Below are 17,108 nucleotides of genomic sequence, written 5' to 3'. Positions count from 1 at the left end.
GTCATGGGGGGCGGGATCGCCCTGTGTGGGGGCGGATTTTCGGGCGTCCGGGGGGCATTTGCGAAAAAGCCTGCCTGCGACACCGATGTCGTGCATACGGTCCAGACAGGGTTCGAGGGGCTGCGCGCCGATGGTTATGGGCTGCTGCGGGGGCGCAAGGTCGGGCTGATTGCCAATCCGACCAGCGTTGGCCGCAACCTGCATCATATCGCCGATATCATCCACGCCGATGCCAGCATCAACCTGCAGGCCATCTTCGGGCCGGAGCATGGTTTTCGCGGGTCCGCCCCCGCAGGTTCGTCAGAGGCCCGGACCCGGGATCCGAAAACCGGCGTCATGGTCTATGACATCTATAACGTATCCGGCCCCCGGCTTGATGCGATCATCCGCAGTTCCGGCATCGATACGATGGTCTTTGACATTCAGGATGTCGGGGCGCGGTTCTATACTTACATCTCCACCCTCTATGACACGATGGCGGCGTGCGCGCGACTGGGGATCGACTATGTCGTGCTTGACCGGCCAAACCCCATTTCGGGAACCCGCGTGGGTGGTCCGGTGCTGGATCCGCGCTTTGCCTCGTTTGTCGGGCGGCAGGCCATCCCCATCCAGCATGGCATGACGGTCTGCGAACTCGCCAGCCTGTTCAACGCATGTTTCATTCCCACGGTATCCGGCCGTTCCGTGCAACTGCGCCATGTCGGGATGAAGGGATGGACGCGCGACCTGTTCTTTGACCAGACGGACCTGCCATGGGTTCCGCCCAGCCCGAACATGCCGACAGTGCAGACGGCGATCGCCTATCCCGGGACATGTCTGTTCGAAGGGACGGACCTGTCGGTTGGCCGTGGCACGGCGATGCCTTTCCTTTATCTTGGCGGTCCGTGCCTTGATGCGACGGCGTGGCGCGACCAGATGGAGCAGTCCGGGCTGCCCGGTGTCGCATTCCGCGATGTCGCCTTCGCCCCCGTGGCTTTTGTGGACAAGGGGGCGATGGATCATGGGTTGCAGATCGTCATTACCGATCGCGAACGGTTTGATGCCGTGCGGACGGGACTGACGCTGCTGTCCACCCTGCGTAACCTGACGGGTTCGGTGCCGTGGCGGGGAAAGGATGCACGGACATTCGACCTTCTCATGGGAACGGATACGGTCCGCCACCAACTCGATCAGGGAACGGCGCCCGACGCCATCATCCAGTCATGGCAGCCGGAACTTGCCCGGTTCATGGAAACACGGAAGAAATATATACTTTATTCCTGAATCCGCGGAGCAGGGAAGGGATGTCGCCCCCTGCACGGACGACATAAAGTTTTTGGTGAAGCTTTTTCCAAAAAGCTTCAAGAGAACAGTCATTTCCTGAAAAAATACCGCATCCGGAAATCCTAGGGTCAGCAGGTTTTCCGCAACGGCCCTTCATTCACTGAACAGGAACTGCCGGGTGGCAATGCCCGCCGCCCCCGTGGCCCAGTCGGTACGCCGCGTTTCGCGCAGGGTCAGGGTCGTTTCCCAGTCGGGGCGGGGCATGACGTTGGTTTCCATGGTCTGGCGCAGTACCGCGCCAAACACGCCTTCACGGAACGGTTCGTCCAGCAGCACGACCACCTGGCTCGGGTCGAATAGCTGCACCAGTTGCGCCACCGCCAGTCCCATGGCCCCGCCAGCGGTATGAAGGATGCGAAGTGCATCGGCATGTCCGTCGCGCGCCAGCATTTCCAGTTCCTCTGGTGATCCGGGCAGGCCATGCTGATGCGCCATGGACCGGATGGCCTGTAGCGAGGAAACGGTGTCCAGGCATCCCCGCTTGCCACAACTGCACGGGCGTTCGGGTTCGCGCCCGTCAGGCCAGAAAACGGTTGTGTGGGAGATTTCGCCCGCACCGCCATGGAAACCGCGATGCAGTTTCCCATCGACGATATGGGCGCATCCGATGCCCCCGTCGCCGACGATGATCATGCTGAAATCCGGACAGTCGCGCAGGATGCCGAACAGATGTTCGCCCTGTACCAGCGCATTCGCGTCATTTTCAGCAAAGACAGGTACTTTCATCCGGTCCTTGAGTGGCGTGACAATATCGACATTGCGCCATCCCAGCGCTGTCGAGCGCAGGCACATGCGCCTGTCGCGTGCGACAAAACCGGGAATGGCGATGCCGATCCCGCCCAGTGGGCCGGCCCTGTCGCCTGCCTGTTCCAGCAGGTCGTCTATCGCCTTGGCGATCTGGTCCACGCACAGGTCCGGGTCGGATATGCGGGGCAGGTCCATCTGGACCAGGATTTCCCCATGCAGGTCCGTCAGCAGGATCTGTCCGGGGTCCGATTGCAGCGAAACCCCCGCAAAACAGGCGGAGACGGCATTCAGCCCCAGCAGGATGGCGGGCCGTCCCTGCCCGAACACCAGTTCCCGTTCGGACAGGATGTTGCGGTCAAGAAGTTCACGCGTCAGGGTCGAGACTGTAGCCTTGCTCAGGCCCGTGATATCTACAAGCTGTGTCCTGCTGATATTGCCCATCGTGCTGATGGCGCGCAGCACCCGATATTGTCCTGACGTAAACATCTGCATCCTGACTGGCTGTCCCTGTAGATTGTTTTTAATTGATACGAAGCCGGAAGACAATTAGTATGAATGTCGAACTTAGTGAGTTAATTGAATGATTCCGGATGCTTTTCCGTGGGCACGGCCTGCCACCGATACAGGTTCTGCGTATCGAGATCAGCCCGTCATACATAACCATCAGGAGAAGATCCGGTGATACTTTGCGCCGATATCGGTGGATCCTATATCGATTTTGCGGAAGCCGACCCCAGCCATCAACTGGCGCACCGGCAACGCCTGCCGACACCGACTTCTGATCTGGAAGGGTTTGTTTCGGCACTGGCCACCATGACCGCCGGGTATGATCCCGCCATTCCGCTGCATATGGCGATTGCCGGCGTCTGTGCGCCCGATACGGGGCAGACGCGCACCGCCAATATCCCCTGTGTCAATGACGTGCCGTTGCGTGAACTGCTGACCGGGCGTCTGGGGCGGCATGTGCTGGTGGCCAACGATGCACATTGCTTTGCGCTGAGCGAGGCCATGCAGGGCGCGGGAAAAGGGCATGAAATCGTTTTCGGGATCATCCTGGGGACAGGGGTCGGAGGGGGCCTGATCATCCATGGCCGTCCTGTCATCGGTCGTGGCGGCCTGGGGGGTGAATGGGGGCATGGTCCCTTCATCGCGCAGTCTGCCGGGGCGGACGCCATTCCCTGCCTGCCGTGCCAGTGCGGGCAGAATGGCTGCCTCGATACGATTGGCGGCGCGCGTGGGATCGAACGCCTGCACCAGCATCTGGGGGGGGAGGTGCTGCATGCCCGCGACCTTCTGGCCAACTGGCAAAAGGGCGAGGCTTCCGCGCGGCGCACTGTCGATGTCTGGCTGGATCGCATGTCCGCCGGTCTGGCGATGATCGCCAACGTGACCGGGGCCTCCATCATGCCGGTTGGCGGTGGACTGGCGCATCAGGTGGAACTGATCGGGGCGTTGGACCGCATGGTGCGCGATCGCATCCTGCGGGAGCAGGGGAGCGTACTGGTCGTTCCGGCCAGCCTGCCGGCGGATTCCGGCCTGATCGGTGCGTCATGGCTCAGGGATTGAGGGGCGGGTGCTTCCTTTCCCGGATTGTCTGGCAACGGAATTAATGCAGGGGGCCTGCCTTTATGGCCTCCATCGCAGGCGCCCGGAGGAATTGTGACAAAAATGCTACGATCCTGATGGGGCTGTAATCTGGGTGTGTTCCGAAAAATAATAAATATAAAACAAAGAGTTGATACGTTTTTATGGTATTTTCAGGCTATTTTCATGGCTAAAATGCACTGAAAAATACCGCACCCACTTTGTTTTCATTCCAAAACTATCATTGGACGGTTTCCGAACTATTGCTTTGGTTTCGATAGGTCTGTCATTATCCATTAACGGAACAAAACGTTTGTTTCGCCGCTTTTTCACCTGAATGCAGGGATTCACGTTCATGAACGTTTCGTATCGTAATCTATCCCTCTGTTGTACTGTATTGGCGAGCCTGGTTGTCGTTCCTGCATATGGGCAGGGCGTGGCCACGACACGCGAAGGGGGAGCGAACGCTTCGTTACGTTCTAAGGCAGGGCATGCGTCCGCAACGGCAAAGGCTGCAAAGCCGGCCGCGACCAATGCGCAGCCCCATTCCGAAGTCGAACAGATCCATGTGACCAGCCATGGCATGACGACGTCGAACGGCGTGACCAACCTGACGCCGGGTGGCGGCCTGATGCCGACACAGACCGCCCCGCGTTCACAGAGTGGCCTGACACGCGACTTTATTGCAAAGCAGGCGCCGACGGCCAATATTTCATCGCTTGTTGCCGAACTGCCGGGTGTCAACTACTCCAGTCAGGATCCGTTTGGCCTGACGGGTAACAACATGACCATGCGCGGCATGACGCAGGCGCAGATCGGGTACCTGTTCGAAGGTGCGCCGATGGCTGACCCCATCAATTACCAGCCCTATAGCAGCATGATGGTGGATTCCGAGAATATTGGCTCGGTCACCGTCTCCCAGGGGTCGCCCGACATGGACGCGCCGCTGTACAACGCGGTGGGTGGGCAGATTTCGTCGCAGGAAATCAACCCGTCACATCGTCAGGGCGGCTATGTTGACCTCGCCGGCGGGACGCACAGCGCGAACAAGGAATTCATCCGTTACGAAACGGGTGATATCGGCAATACCGGTATTCGCGGTTTCGTGTCTTTCTCCCACACCAGCTACAACAACTGGCGTGGTCCGGGCGGCCTGTTCCGCTATCACATTGATTCGAAGTTCGTGAAGGAATGGGGCGACGGAAACAGTATTTCCGCCATCTTCTCCTATAACCGCCAGCAGCAGACCTCATGGCGTTCGCCCACCCTGGCGCAGTGGAAGCAGTATGGTGACAACTTCAACTATCATGGCGACTTTACGCAGAATGATCCGCTGTTCTATGGCCTGAACATTACGAACCTGAACGCGCAGACCATCATCCTGCCGTCGCACTTCACGCTGACGAAAAACCTCAAGCTGCATGTCACGCCCTATTACGAACATCAGTTCGGTCCGTCGAACGGTGGGGAAAGCATCCCGACCACGGGCGGATACATGGGCACCCAGCAGTATAGCGGCCTGACCGGTGTCCCCACCGGGACCGGTTCGATCCTGACGGAATCCATCGATCCGTGGGACCAGAAGAGCGCATCGCTCAATACATCGCTTGACTGGACGATGGGCCATAACAAGCTGTCGATCGGGTACTGGTATAACTATACCACCCATCAGGAACTTTCGAGCTTCAACCGTGTGTTCGCCGACGGGTCCTATTCCGACAGTCCGCTTCGTGTCGCGGATACCGGCCGGATCCTGACCGGCTACGATCTGAACTTCAAGCAGCAGGTCAACACGCTGTTCATTGCCGATACGCTCAAGCTGCTGCATGACCGCCTGACGCTGAGTGCAGGTTTCCGCGCGGCGATGGTCAGCAGGACGGGCACCAATAACGTTCCGGGTGCTGATCCCTATTACAAGGCGGGCAACTATTTCGAACCTCTGCCCCAGTTCTCGGCAAGTTTCAAGATCACGCCGCATGACCAGATCTATGTCAACGGCACCACGGCCTTCCGTGCCCCGGCATCGGTCGAGGCGTACAGCCAGATCTTCGATCCCAATTCGTCGCATGCGGTGGAACAGCCCGGTTCGCTCAAGCCGGAATACTCCATTGGTGAGGAAATCGGTTTCCGTCACTCGGGTTTCTACAATATTGCGGTGTCCCTGTTTAACCTGAACATGACCAACCACCAGGTCACGTCGATGAACTACATCCCCGGCACCAACCAGCTGATTTCCGAGCCGATCAACATCGGTGGCCAGACGTCACGTGGTGCGCAGTTCGAATTCGGCCTGCGTCGCTGGCATCACATCAGCCCGTACCTGTCGGGACAGTATCTGCATGCGACGATGGACAACAACTTCAACGCTGGTGGCGGGAACTATCTGCCGACGGCCGGGAAAGTGGCGGTTGAGTCGCCGGAATTCACGGGGGCCATTGGCCTGAACTATGATGATGGCCGCTTCTTCGGCAACTTCGCGCTGCGTTATGTCGACTCCCAGTACACGACCTTCATGAATGACCAGAAGATCCCCTCCTATATCACCTCTGATATCACGCTGGGTTATCGCCTGAAGAAGCTTGGTCCGGCAAAGGCCCCGCAGATTCAGCTGAACATCATGAATATCGGTGACAACCACTACCTGTCTGGTGGTTCGAGCTTCACCACCAACGCCCATCCGACCAAAACGGTTGCGGGAAACATGTATAGCAGTAATGGTGTGGCAACGACGTCTTCGCCCGTCTATCTTGTGGGTGGCGCATTTGCCGCGATGGTTTCTGTATCGGCTGGTTTCTGATAACTGCCTGCTGTGGCGGCAGCCATTCCTTTCGGGATGCTGTCGCCGCTGACGGGCCAAGGAGGATTCATTGTCCCCATCGCATCCCGAAAGTCCCGCTGGCGCCTATGGTTGGCGACCGATCATCGTCATTGCGTGTCTGTTCTTCATTATCGGGTTTGTGACGTGGCTTAATGGTCCCCTGATCACCTTTGTTCAGGTGGCGTTCAATCTGAGCACCGTCAGCGCGTTTCTTGTGCCGATGTGTTTTTACCTTTCCTATCTGCTGTTTCCGCTGCCTGCGACCCTGCTGGCGCAGAAGACGGGCCTGCGCAGCGGCCTTGTGGTGGCGCTGGTCATCATGGCGGTGGGAATTGCGATTTTTGGCGAATGCGTCAGCATGCGATGGTATCCGGGCGCCCTGTCCGGACTTTTTGTCATCGGCGCCGGGCTGTCGCTGCTCCAGATCACGATCAATCCGTATGTGACCCTGCTGGGCCCCACGGAAAAGGCGGCGCAGCGGATCGCGATCATGGGGGTGGCGAACAAACTGGCGGGGATTGTCGCCCCGATCGTCCTGGCCATGCTGGTGATGCGCAATATCAACGATATCGCATCAAGGGTGAAGGCCGCGCCGGATGCCATCGCGCGCGACCATATCCTGGACCAGTTCGCCCATGCGGTGCAGGTGCCCTACCTTGTCATGGCGGTTATCCTGCTGGTGACGGCGGTGGGGCTTGCGCGTTCCTCGCTGCCGGAAATCGACATCTCCGGCAGTACCTCGGCCACGCCGAGCACGCCGCCCGCGACGCAGGACGACGCAGCCAGAACCACGCCCCGGGGGCCGACCTATCTATGGCTGGGCGTGCTGTGCATGTTTGTCTATGTCGGGACCGAGGTAATGGCCGGTGACGCCATCGGGGCATATGGCGCAAGCCTCGGCCTGCCACTGGACCAGACAAAATTCTTCACCTCCCTGACGCTTGCGGCGATGATGGGGGGATACATCCTGGGCATGTTCCTCGTGCCGCGTGTCTTCTCGCAGGAACGCTATCTCGGCCTGTCGGCAATCTGCGGTCTGGTGCTGTGCGTGCTGACATGGCTGACACAGGGATATGTTTCGGTCATGTGTGTCGCGCTGTTCGGTTTTGCGAATTCCATGATCCTGCCATCCCTGTTTCCCATCGTCATCCGCGATGTGGAAGAACGGGGCGCGCAGGCGACGGCACTTCTGGTCATGGCGTTTTCAGGGGGCGCGGTCCTGCCGCAACTGTTTGTGCAGTTAATGCCGGTCCTGGGGGTGCAGAGCGCCTTTGTCGTGCTGATGGCGCCGTCATATTGCCTGATCGTGCTGTATAATATCCTGATCCAGCGGCGGAACCGGTCGCGCCCCGTGCCGGTGATGATGGTTGAGTCATGACATCTGGTCACGGGTTGTACATCTATCCGTGGGATATCATGGACCACGACGACCTGCCCGACCTTGCCGCCGGTCTGAAGACGCTTGGGATCAGCAGGCTGTGCATGGCCGCGGCCTATCATACGGGAAAGTTCCTGCGTCCCCATGGGCGGGATGCGCGGGTATATTTCCCGCAGGACGGGGCCGTGTACCTGCCGACCGATCCCGGCAGGTATGGAACCATCCGGCCCATCATGGCCCAACGGATGCCCCCGATCGACGTGCTGCGGACGCTGCATGACCATGGTCTGGCCATTTCGGCATGGACGGTCCTGTTCCACAATACCGCCCTTGGCACGCGCCATCCGCAGGCTGCGTGCCATAATGCGTTTGGGGACTGCTATCCCTACAGCCTGTGTCCGTCGAACGCGGATGTGCGGGCCTATGGCATCGCCCTGTGCCGCGATATCGCATCGCATCCGTATATTGGCGACATCATTCTCGAAACTCCCGGATGGCAGCCGTTCCATCATGGTTTCCACCATGAAATGAGCCTCCTGTCCGCCAATGCATGGCCTGATACCCTGCTCGGCCTGTGCTTCTGTGACGCCTGCATGGAGGGCGCGACCCGTGCGGGCGTGGATGCGGCGGGGCTACGACGGCGCGTGCGTGGACACCTGTCTTCATACCTGGCGCGACAGTGCGATGGGACGCCAGCGGAAGGGGAAGACAGGCTGATGCACGCCATCGTGCAGGATGATGCGCTGCGTGATTTCCTGCGCTGGCGCTGCCGGCAGGTAACGTCACTGGTGCGCGACATCCACGAGGCGGTCCGCGCGGATGCAACGGTCCATGTCATCCCATCGGTTCAGGCCAATCCGGTCCGTTCATGGATCGAGGGCAGTGACCTTGAGGCCCTGTCGCGTGCCTGTGACGGGCTGGAGGTCTGCCTGTACGGGCCTGACACGCAGGCCCTGCTGGCGCGTTTCGAGGACATCCGTGAAATCGTCCCCGCCGATCGTCCCCTGCGCACGGTCCTGCGTCCGGCCCCCTGCGATTTTGCCGATGCCGGGGCCTTCGTCGCACAGGTCGAGGCGCTGTCCCGCCGTGGCGTGCGGGATTTCGCCTTTTACAATTTCGGTCATCTGCGCCGGGAAAACCTCAACTGGATATATCGGGCACTGGATGGCCTGCCTGCCCCTGCATAGGGCAAAAAGGGCAGCACCAGCGCATCGGAAGTGGAGAATGTCATGAAGGTTGTCATCTGTCCAACTGCTGAACGCGCAACCGCGCTGACGGCGCGTGTCATTGAACAGGCCCTGCGCCAGAAGCCCGATATCGCGCTGGGACTGGCGACAGGCCGGACGATGGAGGCGGTGTACGGCCATCTGGTCAGGGCGCATAAGGAGGACGGGCTGGATTTCTCGGCATGCCGGACGTTCAATCTGGATGAATATGCCGGTATTGCACCGACCTCACCGCATTCGTATCGCACCTACATGAACGCGCACCTGTTCTCCAGGGTGAATGTGCCGCTGGAGGCCACGCACGTGCCCGATGGCATGGCCCCCGACATGGCGGCGCAGTGCGCGGCATATGAAAAGGCCATGCGCGATAGCGGCGGCCTGGGGCTGCAGCTTCTGGGGCTGGGGGAAAACGGTCATATCGGTTTCAACGAACCCCTGTCCGCCCTCACGTCGCGCACCCGTCTCGTGACGCTCGACCCTGCAACGCGGCGGCAGAATGTGGGCATGTTCGATAATGATCTGGAGCAGGTGCCCCATCATGCGGTGACAATGGGGGTCGGTACCATCGCCGATGCCCGGCGGACGCTGATGGTGGTGACCGGGGCGGCCAAGGCCGCAATCCTGGCCCGCGTGATCGAGGGGCCGGTCACGGCAGGCATCAGCGCGACCGTCCTGCAGATGCACGCCGACTGCCTTGTGATTGTGGACGAGGCGGCGGCCGCGGATCTTTCATGCCGCCCCTATATCGAATATCTGATGCAGCATGACCCGGAACTCAAGGCGCTGCTGGCCTGACGGGACGGGTCGTGACGGTGCGGTATTTTCGTGGGGCGGCATGACGTGACAGACGAGGCAATTCTTGCGGTTGATGGCGGGGGGACCCGTACCCGCGCCGTCGTGGTCGCCCCTGACGGACGTGTTCTGGCGCGCCGCCATGCAGGTGGCAGCAATCCGTATGACAAGGCGGACTGGGCCCGGACGCTGACGGACCTGCTGCGTGATATCAGCCCGGTTCCCCTGCGGGCGGCGACCATCGGGCTTGCGGGGTACAGCGCGCTGCGCCCGTCCTCGCGCCTGCAGGAGGAGGTCGTCCGTGACGTCCTTGGGCCTGATGTGACCATCATGATGTGCTCGGACGTGGAGATTGCCTGCATCGGCGCATTTGCCGACGGGCCGGGCATCCTTGCACTTGCGGGGACGGGTTCGGTCATCTGGGCCGAAGACCGTCGCCATCCCCCGCTGCGCATCGGGGGGTGGGGCTTCATGCTGGGGGATCAGGGCAGCGGGTACTGGATCGGGTGCGCCGCCCTGGGCAAGGTGGTGCATTTCCTTGACACCCGCCATCCTGACGGGGCCGCGTTCGCGGGCCTCATCCTGCGTGCGCTCGACCTGCCGGTTGACCCCGAACTGGCGGGGGAGGCCCTGCTGGAATGGCAGCGCATCCAGGACCATCCCCGTTCGGCGATCGCGGCGCTGGCCCGGGAGGTCAGCCGCCTTGCCGACGAAGGCTGTGCCGATGCGGTGGAGATCCTTGAACGCGCGGCGGGATTCCTTGCCTCACAGGTCCAGACCGCGCGTGCCCGTCTGGGGCAGGCCCTGCCGTGGAGCCATAGCGGTAGTGTATTCCTCAGCCACACCGTGATCGAGGCCGTGACGCGCCTGCTCGGGGAGGCCCCGCGCGCACCGCAGTTTTCCGCCATAGGGGGCGGGGCGATGCGTGCGGCGCGCCTTGCGGGATGGAAAGTCGATGGGGCATGGCTGGCGCAGTTGCGCACCGGCCTGTCGTGCGACTGAGCGCGGCACGGACCCAATGACGGATGAGATTTATGATCGGACGTAACCCATGAATATCAGTGGCCAGCTTGTCCTTGAGGACCGGATCATCGGTGCGTCGATGTCCTTTGACGGCATGATCGGGGACATCACGCCCAGCGCGAATGCCCCCGAACGTTATATCCTGCCCGGCTTCATCGACGGGCATGTGCATGGCGGGGACGGGGCGGATACGATGGATGGGGTGGATGCCATCCACCGCCTGTCGCGCTTCCATCTGGCGCATGGCACCACGACCATCCTGCCCACCACGATCACACGCCCATGGGCCGATGTGATGGATGCGCTCAACGCCGTGGCGGAAGTCTGGCGCAATGGCATCCCCGATGGCCCGCTGGTCCATGGCGCGCATCTGGAGGGGCCGTTCGTCAGCCCGCATCGCCTTGGCGCGCAGCCACCATTCGCGATCGCCCCGGATCCGGTCCATGTCGGGGAAGCCATCGCCACCGGCGTGGTGCGGGTCGTGACCCTTGCCCCGGAACTGGAGCATGCGCAGACCGCGATGGAAACCTTCGCCCGTGCCGGCGTGCGCGTCAGCCTGGGGCATACGGTCACCGATTACGAAGGGGCGGAGCGCGCGATCTGCCGTATCTGTGCGGCGGGTGGCGTGGCGGGGGCGACGCACCTGTTCAATGCGATGGCCCCGATCGAAAGCCGTCGTCCCGGCCCGGTCACGGCGCTGATGTGCAGCGACGAAGCCTATGCCGAGATGATTTTTGACACCCACCATGTCCATCCCGCGACCTTCCGCCTGGCGCATCGCGTCATGGGATCGCGGCTGCTGTTCGTAACCGATGCCATGCGCGGGACCGGCGGTGGTGACGGGATCAGCCAGCTTGGCGGCCAGACCGTGCATATCAGGGATGGCGTGGCGCGTCTGGATAACGGGGCGCTGGCGGGCAGTGTGCTGACGCTGGATGTCGCCGTGCGCAACGCGGTCGCGGCGGGAAAGTCACTCTCCGACGCCGCCGCCCTCGTCAGCACCAATGCCGCGCGGTATCTGGGGCTGGAGGATCGCGGTCGCCTCGCCAGTGGCTGCCGTGCCGATTTCGTGGTCATGAACAGCGCATTGCAGATCGAGGAAGTCTGGGTCGGCGGACGGCGTCTGCGCTGATCGCGGGGCGGCCGGGGCATGGCGGGGGAACGGGTATTGGCTTTTTCACATATGCGCCATGCGCTTGTTGCTGCGGCAATACTTGTCACACCCTGCATTGCGATGGCTGCGCCCGCGCTGATGCCGATGCCCGCATCCTATGTTCCCGGTGCCCGCCCCATCACGCTGACCGGGCGGGTGGAGGTCACATGGCCGGGTATGCGCTCCCCGCTGCTCGACCGCGTCGTGGGGCGGTTTGAAAGGCGTCTGGAGCTGCTTTCGGGACGTCGCTATGCCCCGGAATATGGCCCTGTCGCCCCGCTGCGGCTCCAGATCGACTGCACGGCGAAGGACCCGCACATGCTGTCGGTCGAAATGCGGGAGCATTATCACCTGCAGGTTGACGATCATGGCGTGCTGCTGACGGCGGATGGACCTGCGGGCGTGATCCGGGGGCTGGCCACGCTGCTGCAGCTTGTGGACCATACGGCCGATGGCCCCGTGCTTGATGCCGCCGTGATTGATGATCGGCCACGTTTCGCATGGCGTGGTCTCCTGATTGATGTCAGCCGCCATTTCATGACGGCCGCGACGCTGGAGCGCCAGATTGACGCGATGGAGCTTGCAAAGCTCAATGTCCTGCACCTCCATCTTTCGGACGGGCAGTCATTCCGGGTTGAAAGCCATCGCTATCCGCGTATCCAGAAAATAGCCGCGCGGGGGGAGTATTATACCCAAGGGCAGATCCGCGCCCTTGTGGCCTATGCGGCGGAACGGGCCATCCGGGTCGTGCCTGAATTCGACACGCCGGGCCATTCCTTCGCCCTGCTGACGGCCTATCCGCAATATGCGGCCCAGACGCCCGATGCGATGGACCAGCGGCAGGTCTATGTCGATGCGTTCGATCCGACCCGGCCGGAAACCTACGTTTTCCTGCGCCATCTCTACCACGAAATGGCGCGCCTGTTTCCTGATACCTATTTCCATGCGGGCGGGGACGAGGTGCGCGGATGGCAATGGACGCAAAATCCCCGCATCGCCGCCTACATGAAGGCGCATGGCTATGCCGACCCCAAGGCGTTGCAGGCGGCATTCACCGCGCGGATTGCCCGCATGCTGGAACATGATGGCAAGGTCATGATGGGCTGGGACGAAGTCAGCGAGGCCCCGGTGCCGCAAGGCGTGATGGTGGAGGCGTGGCGGGGTCAGAAATATGCCGCCTCCGCCGCGTCGGCGGGGCATCCTGTCGTGGTATCGGCAGGCTACTACCTCGACCTGTTGCAGCCCGCGGCCGAGCATTACCGCGTGGACCCGACGGATACGCTGTCCGATGGCCAGAAAAAGCAGGTCATCGGGGCGGAGGCGGCATTGTGGACCGAAACCGTGACCGAAGAGATGCTCGACGCACGGTTATGGCCCCGCACGGCCGCCATTGCGGAGCGTTTCTGGTCGCCGCAGGATGTGCGTGATCCCGACAGCCTGTCCGCGCGCCTGCCTGTCATGCAGGATGAATTGCAGGTGCTGGGCAACCGGGCGCAGGCGAATACATACCGCATGGCGGCCCGCCTGGCGCCCGCCGATCCACAACCGCTGCTGACATTGCTGTCGGTGACGGGGCCGGTGCGCAACTATGCCCGCAACCATCAGGCCTGGCAGTATCTGCACAAGGTGCCGATCACACAGCAGCAGTTCGACACGCCCGCCGATATCGCCGCCCCGGACAGCTTCGCCGCGCAGGCGTTCAATCGCGATGTCCGCGCCTGCCTTGCGGGGCAGCATGCGTTGAAGGCCGACCTGCGCGCCCGGCTTGTGGCGTGGCGTGACAATGATGCGGCGATGGTGCGCCTGGTGGCGCAGTATCCGGTGCTGCAGCCATTGCTGCCGGTGTCGGCCGAACTGGCGGCACTCGCGCGTGCGGGACTGGCGGCGCTTGATGGTGGCGGCCACGGCTGGAGGGACAGTGCGCGCCATGCGATCACGCTGGCGCACCAGCAGATCGACGCCTCCGCCACGACAAAGGCGGCGCACACCATGGCGCAACCGCCAGCCGACCTTGTGCAGGAGATCGTGCCGGGGATCGAGGCGCTTATGGCGTCGGGTCGGAAGACCTGAGTTCGACTACGAAATCATACATATCCGCGCGGTAGGAGGAGTATGTGACCTCCAGCACGCGGCCATCGGCAAGGAAGGCGCGGCGTTCGATCTGCAGGATGGGCGCCGGCTGTTTCAGGTGCAGCCAGAGCGCTTCCTGCTGTGTCGCCAGCCCGGCGCGCAGGCGTTGCAGCGCGCGCACCGCCACCAGCCCCCGCGCCCGCAGCACGGCATAGAAGGAGTCCTGCACCAGATAGGGATCGGGCAGGTCGCGCGCCGTTACGATGGCGGTCTCCACCGCCATGGGTTCGTTATTGGCGGTCCGGATGCGTTTGAGGCGGATAATGCGCGTGCCCGGCGCGACCCCGAGGGCCATGGCCTCATCCGGTCCTGCCGTGGCATGCTGCCGGTCCAGCCAGTGCGAACCGGGGGTGAAGCCACGCGCACGCATGTCCTGTGAAAAGCCGCTCAATTCCGAAAGCGGCTGGCTGAAACGTCCCGATACGAACGTGCCGGCCCCGGTCTTCTGGATCACGAGGCCTTCATGCACCAGCTTGGCCATGGCCTTGCGCACGGTCACGCGCGAAACCCCGGTCATGCTGGCCAGTTCACGCTCTGCCGGGATGGCGTCCCCGCGACGTAACTGGCTGCTTTCGATCATCTGCCGCAGCCGTGCCTCCAACTGGAGGTAGAGCGGCATGTGACTGGCGGGATCAAGCCGCAGCGCTTCCTCGAACCTTGCGTGATGCTCCACCCGGATCAATCCTTCCGCTCACCCGTCGCATCCATCTGCGCCTCGATCGTGCGCAGGTTGCCGTCATGGGCCGCCAGCAGGGGATCGATCCGGTCCGCGGCAATGCCCCAGCGCAGCATGACCGCGCGCTTGACGTTGAAGCCCGTCGCCTTGAGCGCATCCATGGCCTGTTCCGCCGTGCTGGTGGTCAGGTTCTGCACCATGCGGCAGGCCCGGCGGCGCAGCTTTTCATTGACGACGCGCATGTCCACCATCTGCCCGCGATAGGCATGGCCCATGCGGATCATCAGGGTGGTGGAAATCAGGTTGAGCGTGGCCTTCTGCGCGGTTCCGGCCTTCAGGCGCGTGGAGCCGGAAATGACTTCCGGTCCCGTCACGATCGAAATGCCGACTTCGGCCGCGCCCAGCAGCAGGCATGAGGGATTGCAGGCAATGCCGATCGTCAGGCTGCCTGCCGCGCGCGCGGTCGCGATGGCGGAACAGGTATAGGGGGTGGAACCACTTGCCGCGATGCCGATGACCACGTCGTCCGGCCCCGGATTGTGGGCCATGATTTCGCTTTGGGCGACGTCCTTGCGGTCTTCCGCGCCCTCGGCGGCCTGATAGATCGCATCGTTGCCGCCCGCCAGCAGCAGGACAAGGCGTTCGGGCTCCCACCCGAAGGTCGGCAGCAGTTCTACTCCGTCCTGCATGCCGATGCGGCCCGATGTCCCCGCGCCGACATAAAACAGCCGTCCCCCCGCCAGAAGGCGGGGCAGGGCTGCGTTGACCGCACGTTCCAGTTCGGGGACGGCGGCGCGGACGGCGGCGACCGCACTCATCTGTGATTCCGCCAGCGCGTCGAGGACCGATGAGACGGGCCACAGGTCAACATCCGCATAACGCGGATCCTGCCCCTCGGTCAGGACAGGAAGGGCAGGGGAAGAATTCGGGGTCATGGAAGCACGCGCTCCGGCAGTATCAAGGGTGGAAAAGGTCAGGACCGGGGTATGGAAAGGGCAGCAGCGGCAGCAGTTGCAACATCATGGCGCAACTTGATGACATTGCCATGCCCATCGGGATGGACACGGTTGGCCAGGATCAGGACATAGGTATCGCTGTCGGGATCAAGCCACAGCGATGTCCCGGTAAAGCCGGTATGCCCGAACGACCCCACGGGAAAACGCTCGCCCCGCGGCGATGAATAGGGCGTGGAAATGTCCCAGCCCAGTCCACGCAGGTCGGTCCTGCCCTGCGGCTGCTGTGGCGTGGTCATCATCATGAGCGTGCGGGTCTGCAGCGGGAACAGTGACGGCCTGCCCGCGCGCCGGTCCAGCAGCGCCTGCGCATAGACGCACATGTCGTCGGCCGTTGAAAACAGGCCCGCATGTCCCGCGACGCCGCCCATGCGCCGGGCGGACGGGTCATGCACCTGCCCGCGCAGCATCTGGCCGTTTTCATCGAACTGCGTCGGTGCGATGTGCGCGCGCCATGTTTCCGGCGGCAGGAAGCCTGACATGCGCATGTTGAGCGGTGTCAGGATATAACGGCTGGCATAGGCATCGAGCGTCATGCCCGACAGTTTTTCCACCAGAAATCCCAGCGTGATGAAGTTGATATCGCTATAGACGAACCCGCTGCCCGGCGGATGGTCGGGAACGGTGTTCATCGCCAGCCTGAAGGCCGCATCGCGTCCCTGCCATTTGTCCTGCAGGCCCAGATCGGGCCGCAGGCCGGAATAGTGGGTCAGCAGATGCCGGATCGTGATGCCGGATTTTCCCTGCGCCGCGAATTGCGGCAGGTAGCGGTACACCGGGTCGTCGAGGTTGAAGCGTCCCTGTTCCCACAACTGCATCATGCTGGGTGCGGTGATGACCGCCTTGGTCAGGGATGCCATGTCGAACACGGTATCCCATGTCATGGCTTCGTGCGTGGGCGCAACGGACCGTTGCCCGTGGACGGAACGGTACACAACCTTTCCCGCATGCCCGATGGCGCACACGACCCCCGGCGTGGCATGCGTGGTGACGGCCTGTTCAAGCAGGTGATCGACTTCCGCCATGTTCCGCGTCATGCGCTGTCCGTGGCTGGTGCGTGCGCATGCGCCAAGTGTTGCGGCCGTGGCGAGCAGCAGGGCATGGCGGCGACGCAGGTGTCGTGAGGCAGGGAATGCGTGCATGGTGCAGGGGATCCGCTGGCTGAAAGGCGTTGCAGTATCTGATACAGGAATAATACCATTATGAAATCGCAATAACAATGGCGTTTCATCATGTTTCAGGTAC

At 62.3% G+C, this 17,108-nt stretch carries 13 protein-coding genes; 9 read left to right on the top strand and 4 right to left on the bottom strand.

Annotation, left to right across the window (positions count from 1 at the left end; genetic code table 11):
* The coding region (locus tag HNH97_RS17665) for an exo-beta-N-acetylmuramidase NamZ family protein (RefSeq protein WP_171791749.1) at nt 1-1,263 on the top strand (1,263 nt) is incomplete at its 5' end.
* A gap of 153 nt (nt 1,264-1,416) precedes the next feature.
* On the opposite strand, the gene HNH97_RS17660 is transcribed toward HNH97_RS17665, so the two are convergent.
* Nucleotides 1,417-2,556 (bottom strand): ROK family transcriptional regulator, encoded by a 1,140-nt coding sequence (locus tag HNH97_RS17660; protein WP_167400329.1) that lies wholly within the window; start codon nt 2,554-2,556, stop codon nt 1,417-1,419.
* A 192-nt stretch (nt 2,557-2,748) separates the two neighbouring features.
* On the opposite strand from HNH97_RS17660, the gene HNH97_RS17655 reads away from it, so the two are divergent.
* The 8 genes from HNH97_RS17655 (at nt 2,749) to HNH97_RS17620 (ending at nt 14,114) form a co-directional block, all read left to right on the top strand.
* The gene (locus HNH97_RS17655; protein WP_171791748.1) at nt 2,749-3,636 is read left to right on the top strand and encodes an ROK family protein; all 888 of its coding nucleotides are present in this window, start codon (nt 2,749-2,751) and stop codon (nt 3,634-3,636) included.
* A 454-nt stretch (nt 3,637-4,090) separates the two neighbouring features.
* Nucleotides 4,091-6,451, top strand: coding sequence for a TonB-dependent receptor (locus tag HNH97_RS17650; protein WP_265145533.1), 2,361 nt, complete (start codon nt 4,091-4,093; stop codon nt 6,449-6,451).
* 70 nt (nt 6,452-6,521) lie between these two features.
* Nucleotides 6,522-7,850 carry a glucose/galactose MFS transporter gene (gluP, locus tag HNH97_RS17645; RefSeq protein WP_171791746.1) on the top strand — a complete coding sequence of 443 codons (1,329 nt, stop codon included), beginning with the start codon at nt 6,522-6,524 and terminating at the stop codon, nt 7,848-7,850.
* Nucleotides 7,847-9,037, top strand: a complete 1,191-nt coding sequence (locus tag HNH97_RS17640) for a hypothetical protein (RefSeq protein WP_171791745.1) — start codon at nt 7,847-7,849, stop codon at nt 9,035-9,037. Before gluP ends, HNH97_RS17640 begins: the two co-directional genes overlap by 4 nt.
* Nucleotides 9,038-9,079: 42 nt before the next feature.
* Complete coding sequence (gene nagB, locus HNH97_RS17635; RefSeq protein ID WP_171791744.1) at nt 9,080-9,871, top strand: glucosamine-6-phosphate deaminase; 792 nt, start codon at nt 9,080-9,082, stop codon at nt 9,869-9,871.
* 45 nt (nt 9,872-9,916) lie between these two features.
* Entirely contained in the window at nt 9,917-10,870 is a 954-nt protein-coding gene (locus HNH97_RS17630; RefSeq protein WP_171791743.1) for an N-acetylglucosamine kinase, read from the top strand.
* A gap of 49 nt (nt 10,871-10,919) precedes the next feature.
* A complete protein-coding gene (gene nagA / locus HNH97_RS17625; protein ID WP_171791742.1) occupies nt 10,920-12,023 on the top strand; it encodes an N-acetylglucosamine-6-phosphate deacetylase in 1,104 nt (367 codons plus the stop codon).
* Between the two features lie 36 nt (nt 12,024-12,059).
* Nucleotides 12,060-14,114: a beta-N-acetylhexosaminidase gene (locus tag HNH97_RS17620; protein ID WP_244949529.1), complete on the top strand. Its 2,055-nt coding sequence runs from the start codon at nt 12,060-12,062 to the stop codon at nt 14,112-14,114.
* On the opposite strand, the gene HNH97_RS17615 is transcribed toward HNH97_RS17620, so the two are convergent.
* The 3 genes from HNH97_RS17615 to HNH97_RS17605 are packed head-to-tail and all read right to left on the bottom strand — an operon-like array spanning nt 14,089 to nt 17,005.
* Entirely contained in the window at nt 14,089-14,847 is a 759-nt protein-coding gene (locus HNH97_RS17615; protein WP_233043589.1) for a GntR family transcriptional regulator, read from the bottom strand. The genes HNH97_RS17620 and HNH97_RS17615 overlap by 26 nt on opposite strands.
* A gap of 5 nt (nt 14,848-14,852) precedes the next feature.
* Complete coding sequence (locus HNH97_RS17610; protein WP_110913416.1) at nt 14,853-15,785, bottom strand: N-acetylmuramic acid 6-phosphate etherase; 933 nt, start codon at nt 15,783-15,785, stop codon at nt 14,853-14,855.
* Nucleotides 15,786-15,823: 38 nt separating this feature from the next.
* On the bottom strand, nt 15,824-17,005 hold the full coding sequence (locus tag HNH97_RS17605) for a serine hydrolase domain-containing protein (RefSeq protein WP_171791741.1): 1,182 nt from the start codon (nt 17,003-17,005) through the stop codon (nt 15,824-15,826).
* Nucleotides 17,006-17,108: the final 103 nt, after the last annotated feature.

The organism is Gluconacetobacter entanii, from assembly GCF_013155425.1.
In the GTDB taxonomy this organism is placed as follows: Bacteria; Pseudomonadota; Alphaproteobacteria; order Acetobacterales; family Acetobacteraceae; genus Novacetimonas; species Novacetimonas entanii.
This window is presented reverse-complemented; position numbering and strand designations above follow the sequence as displayed.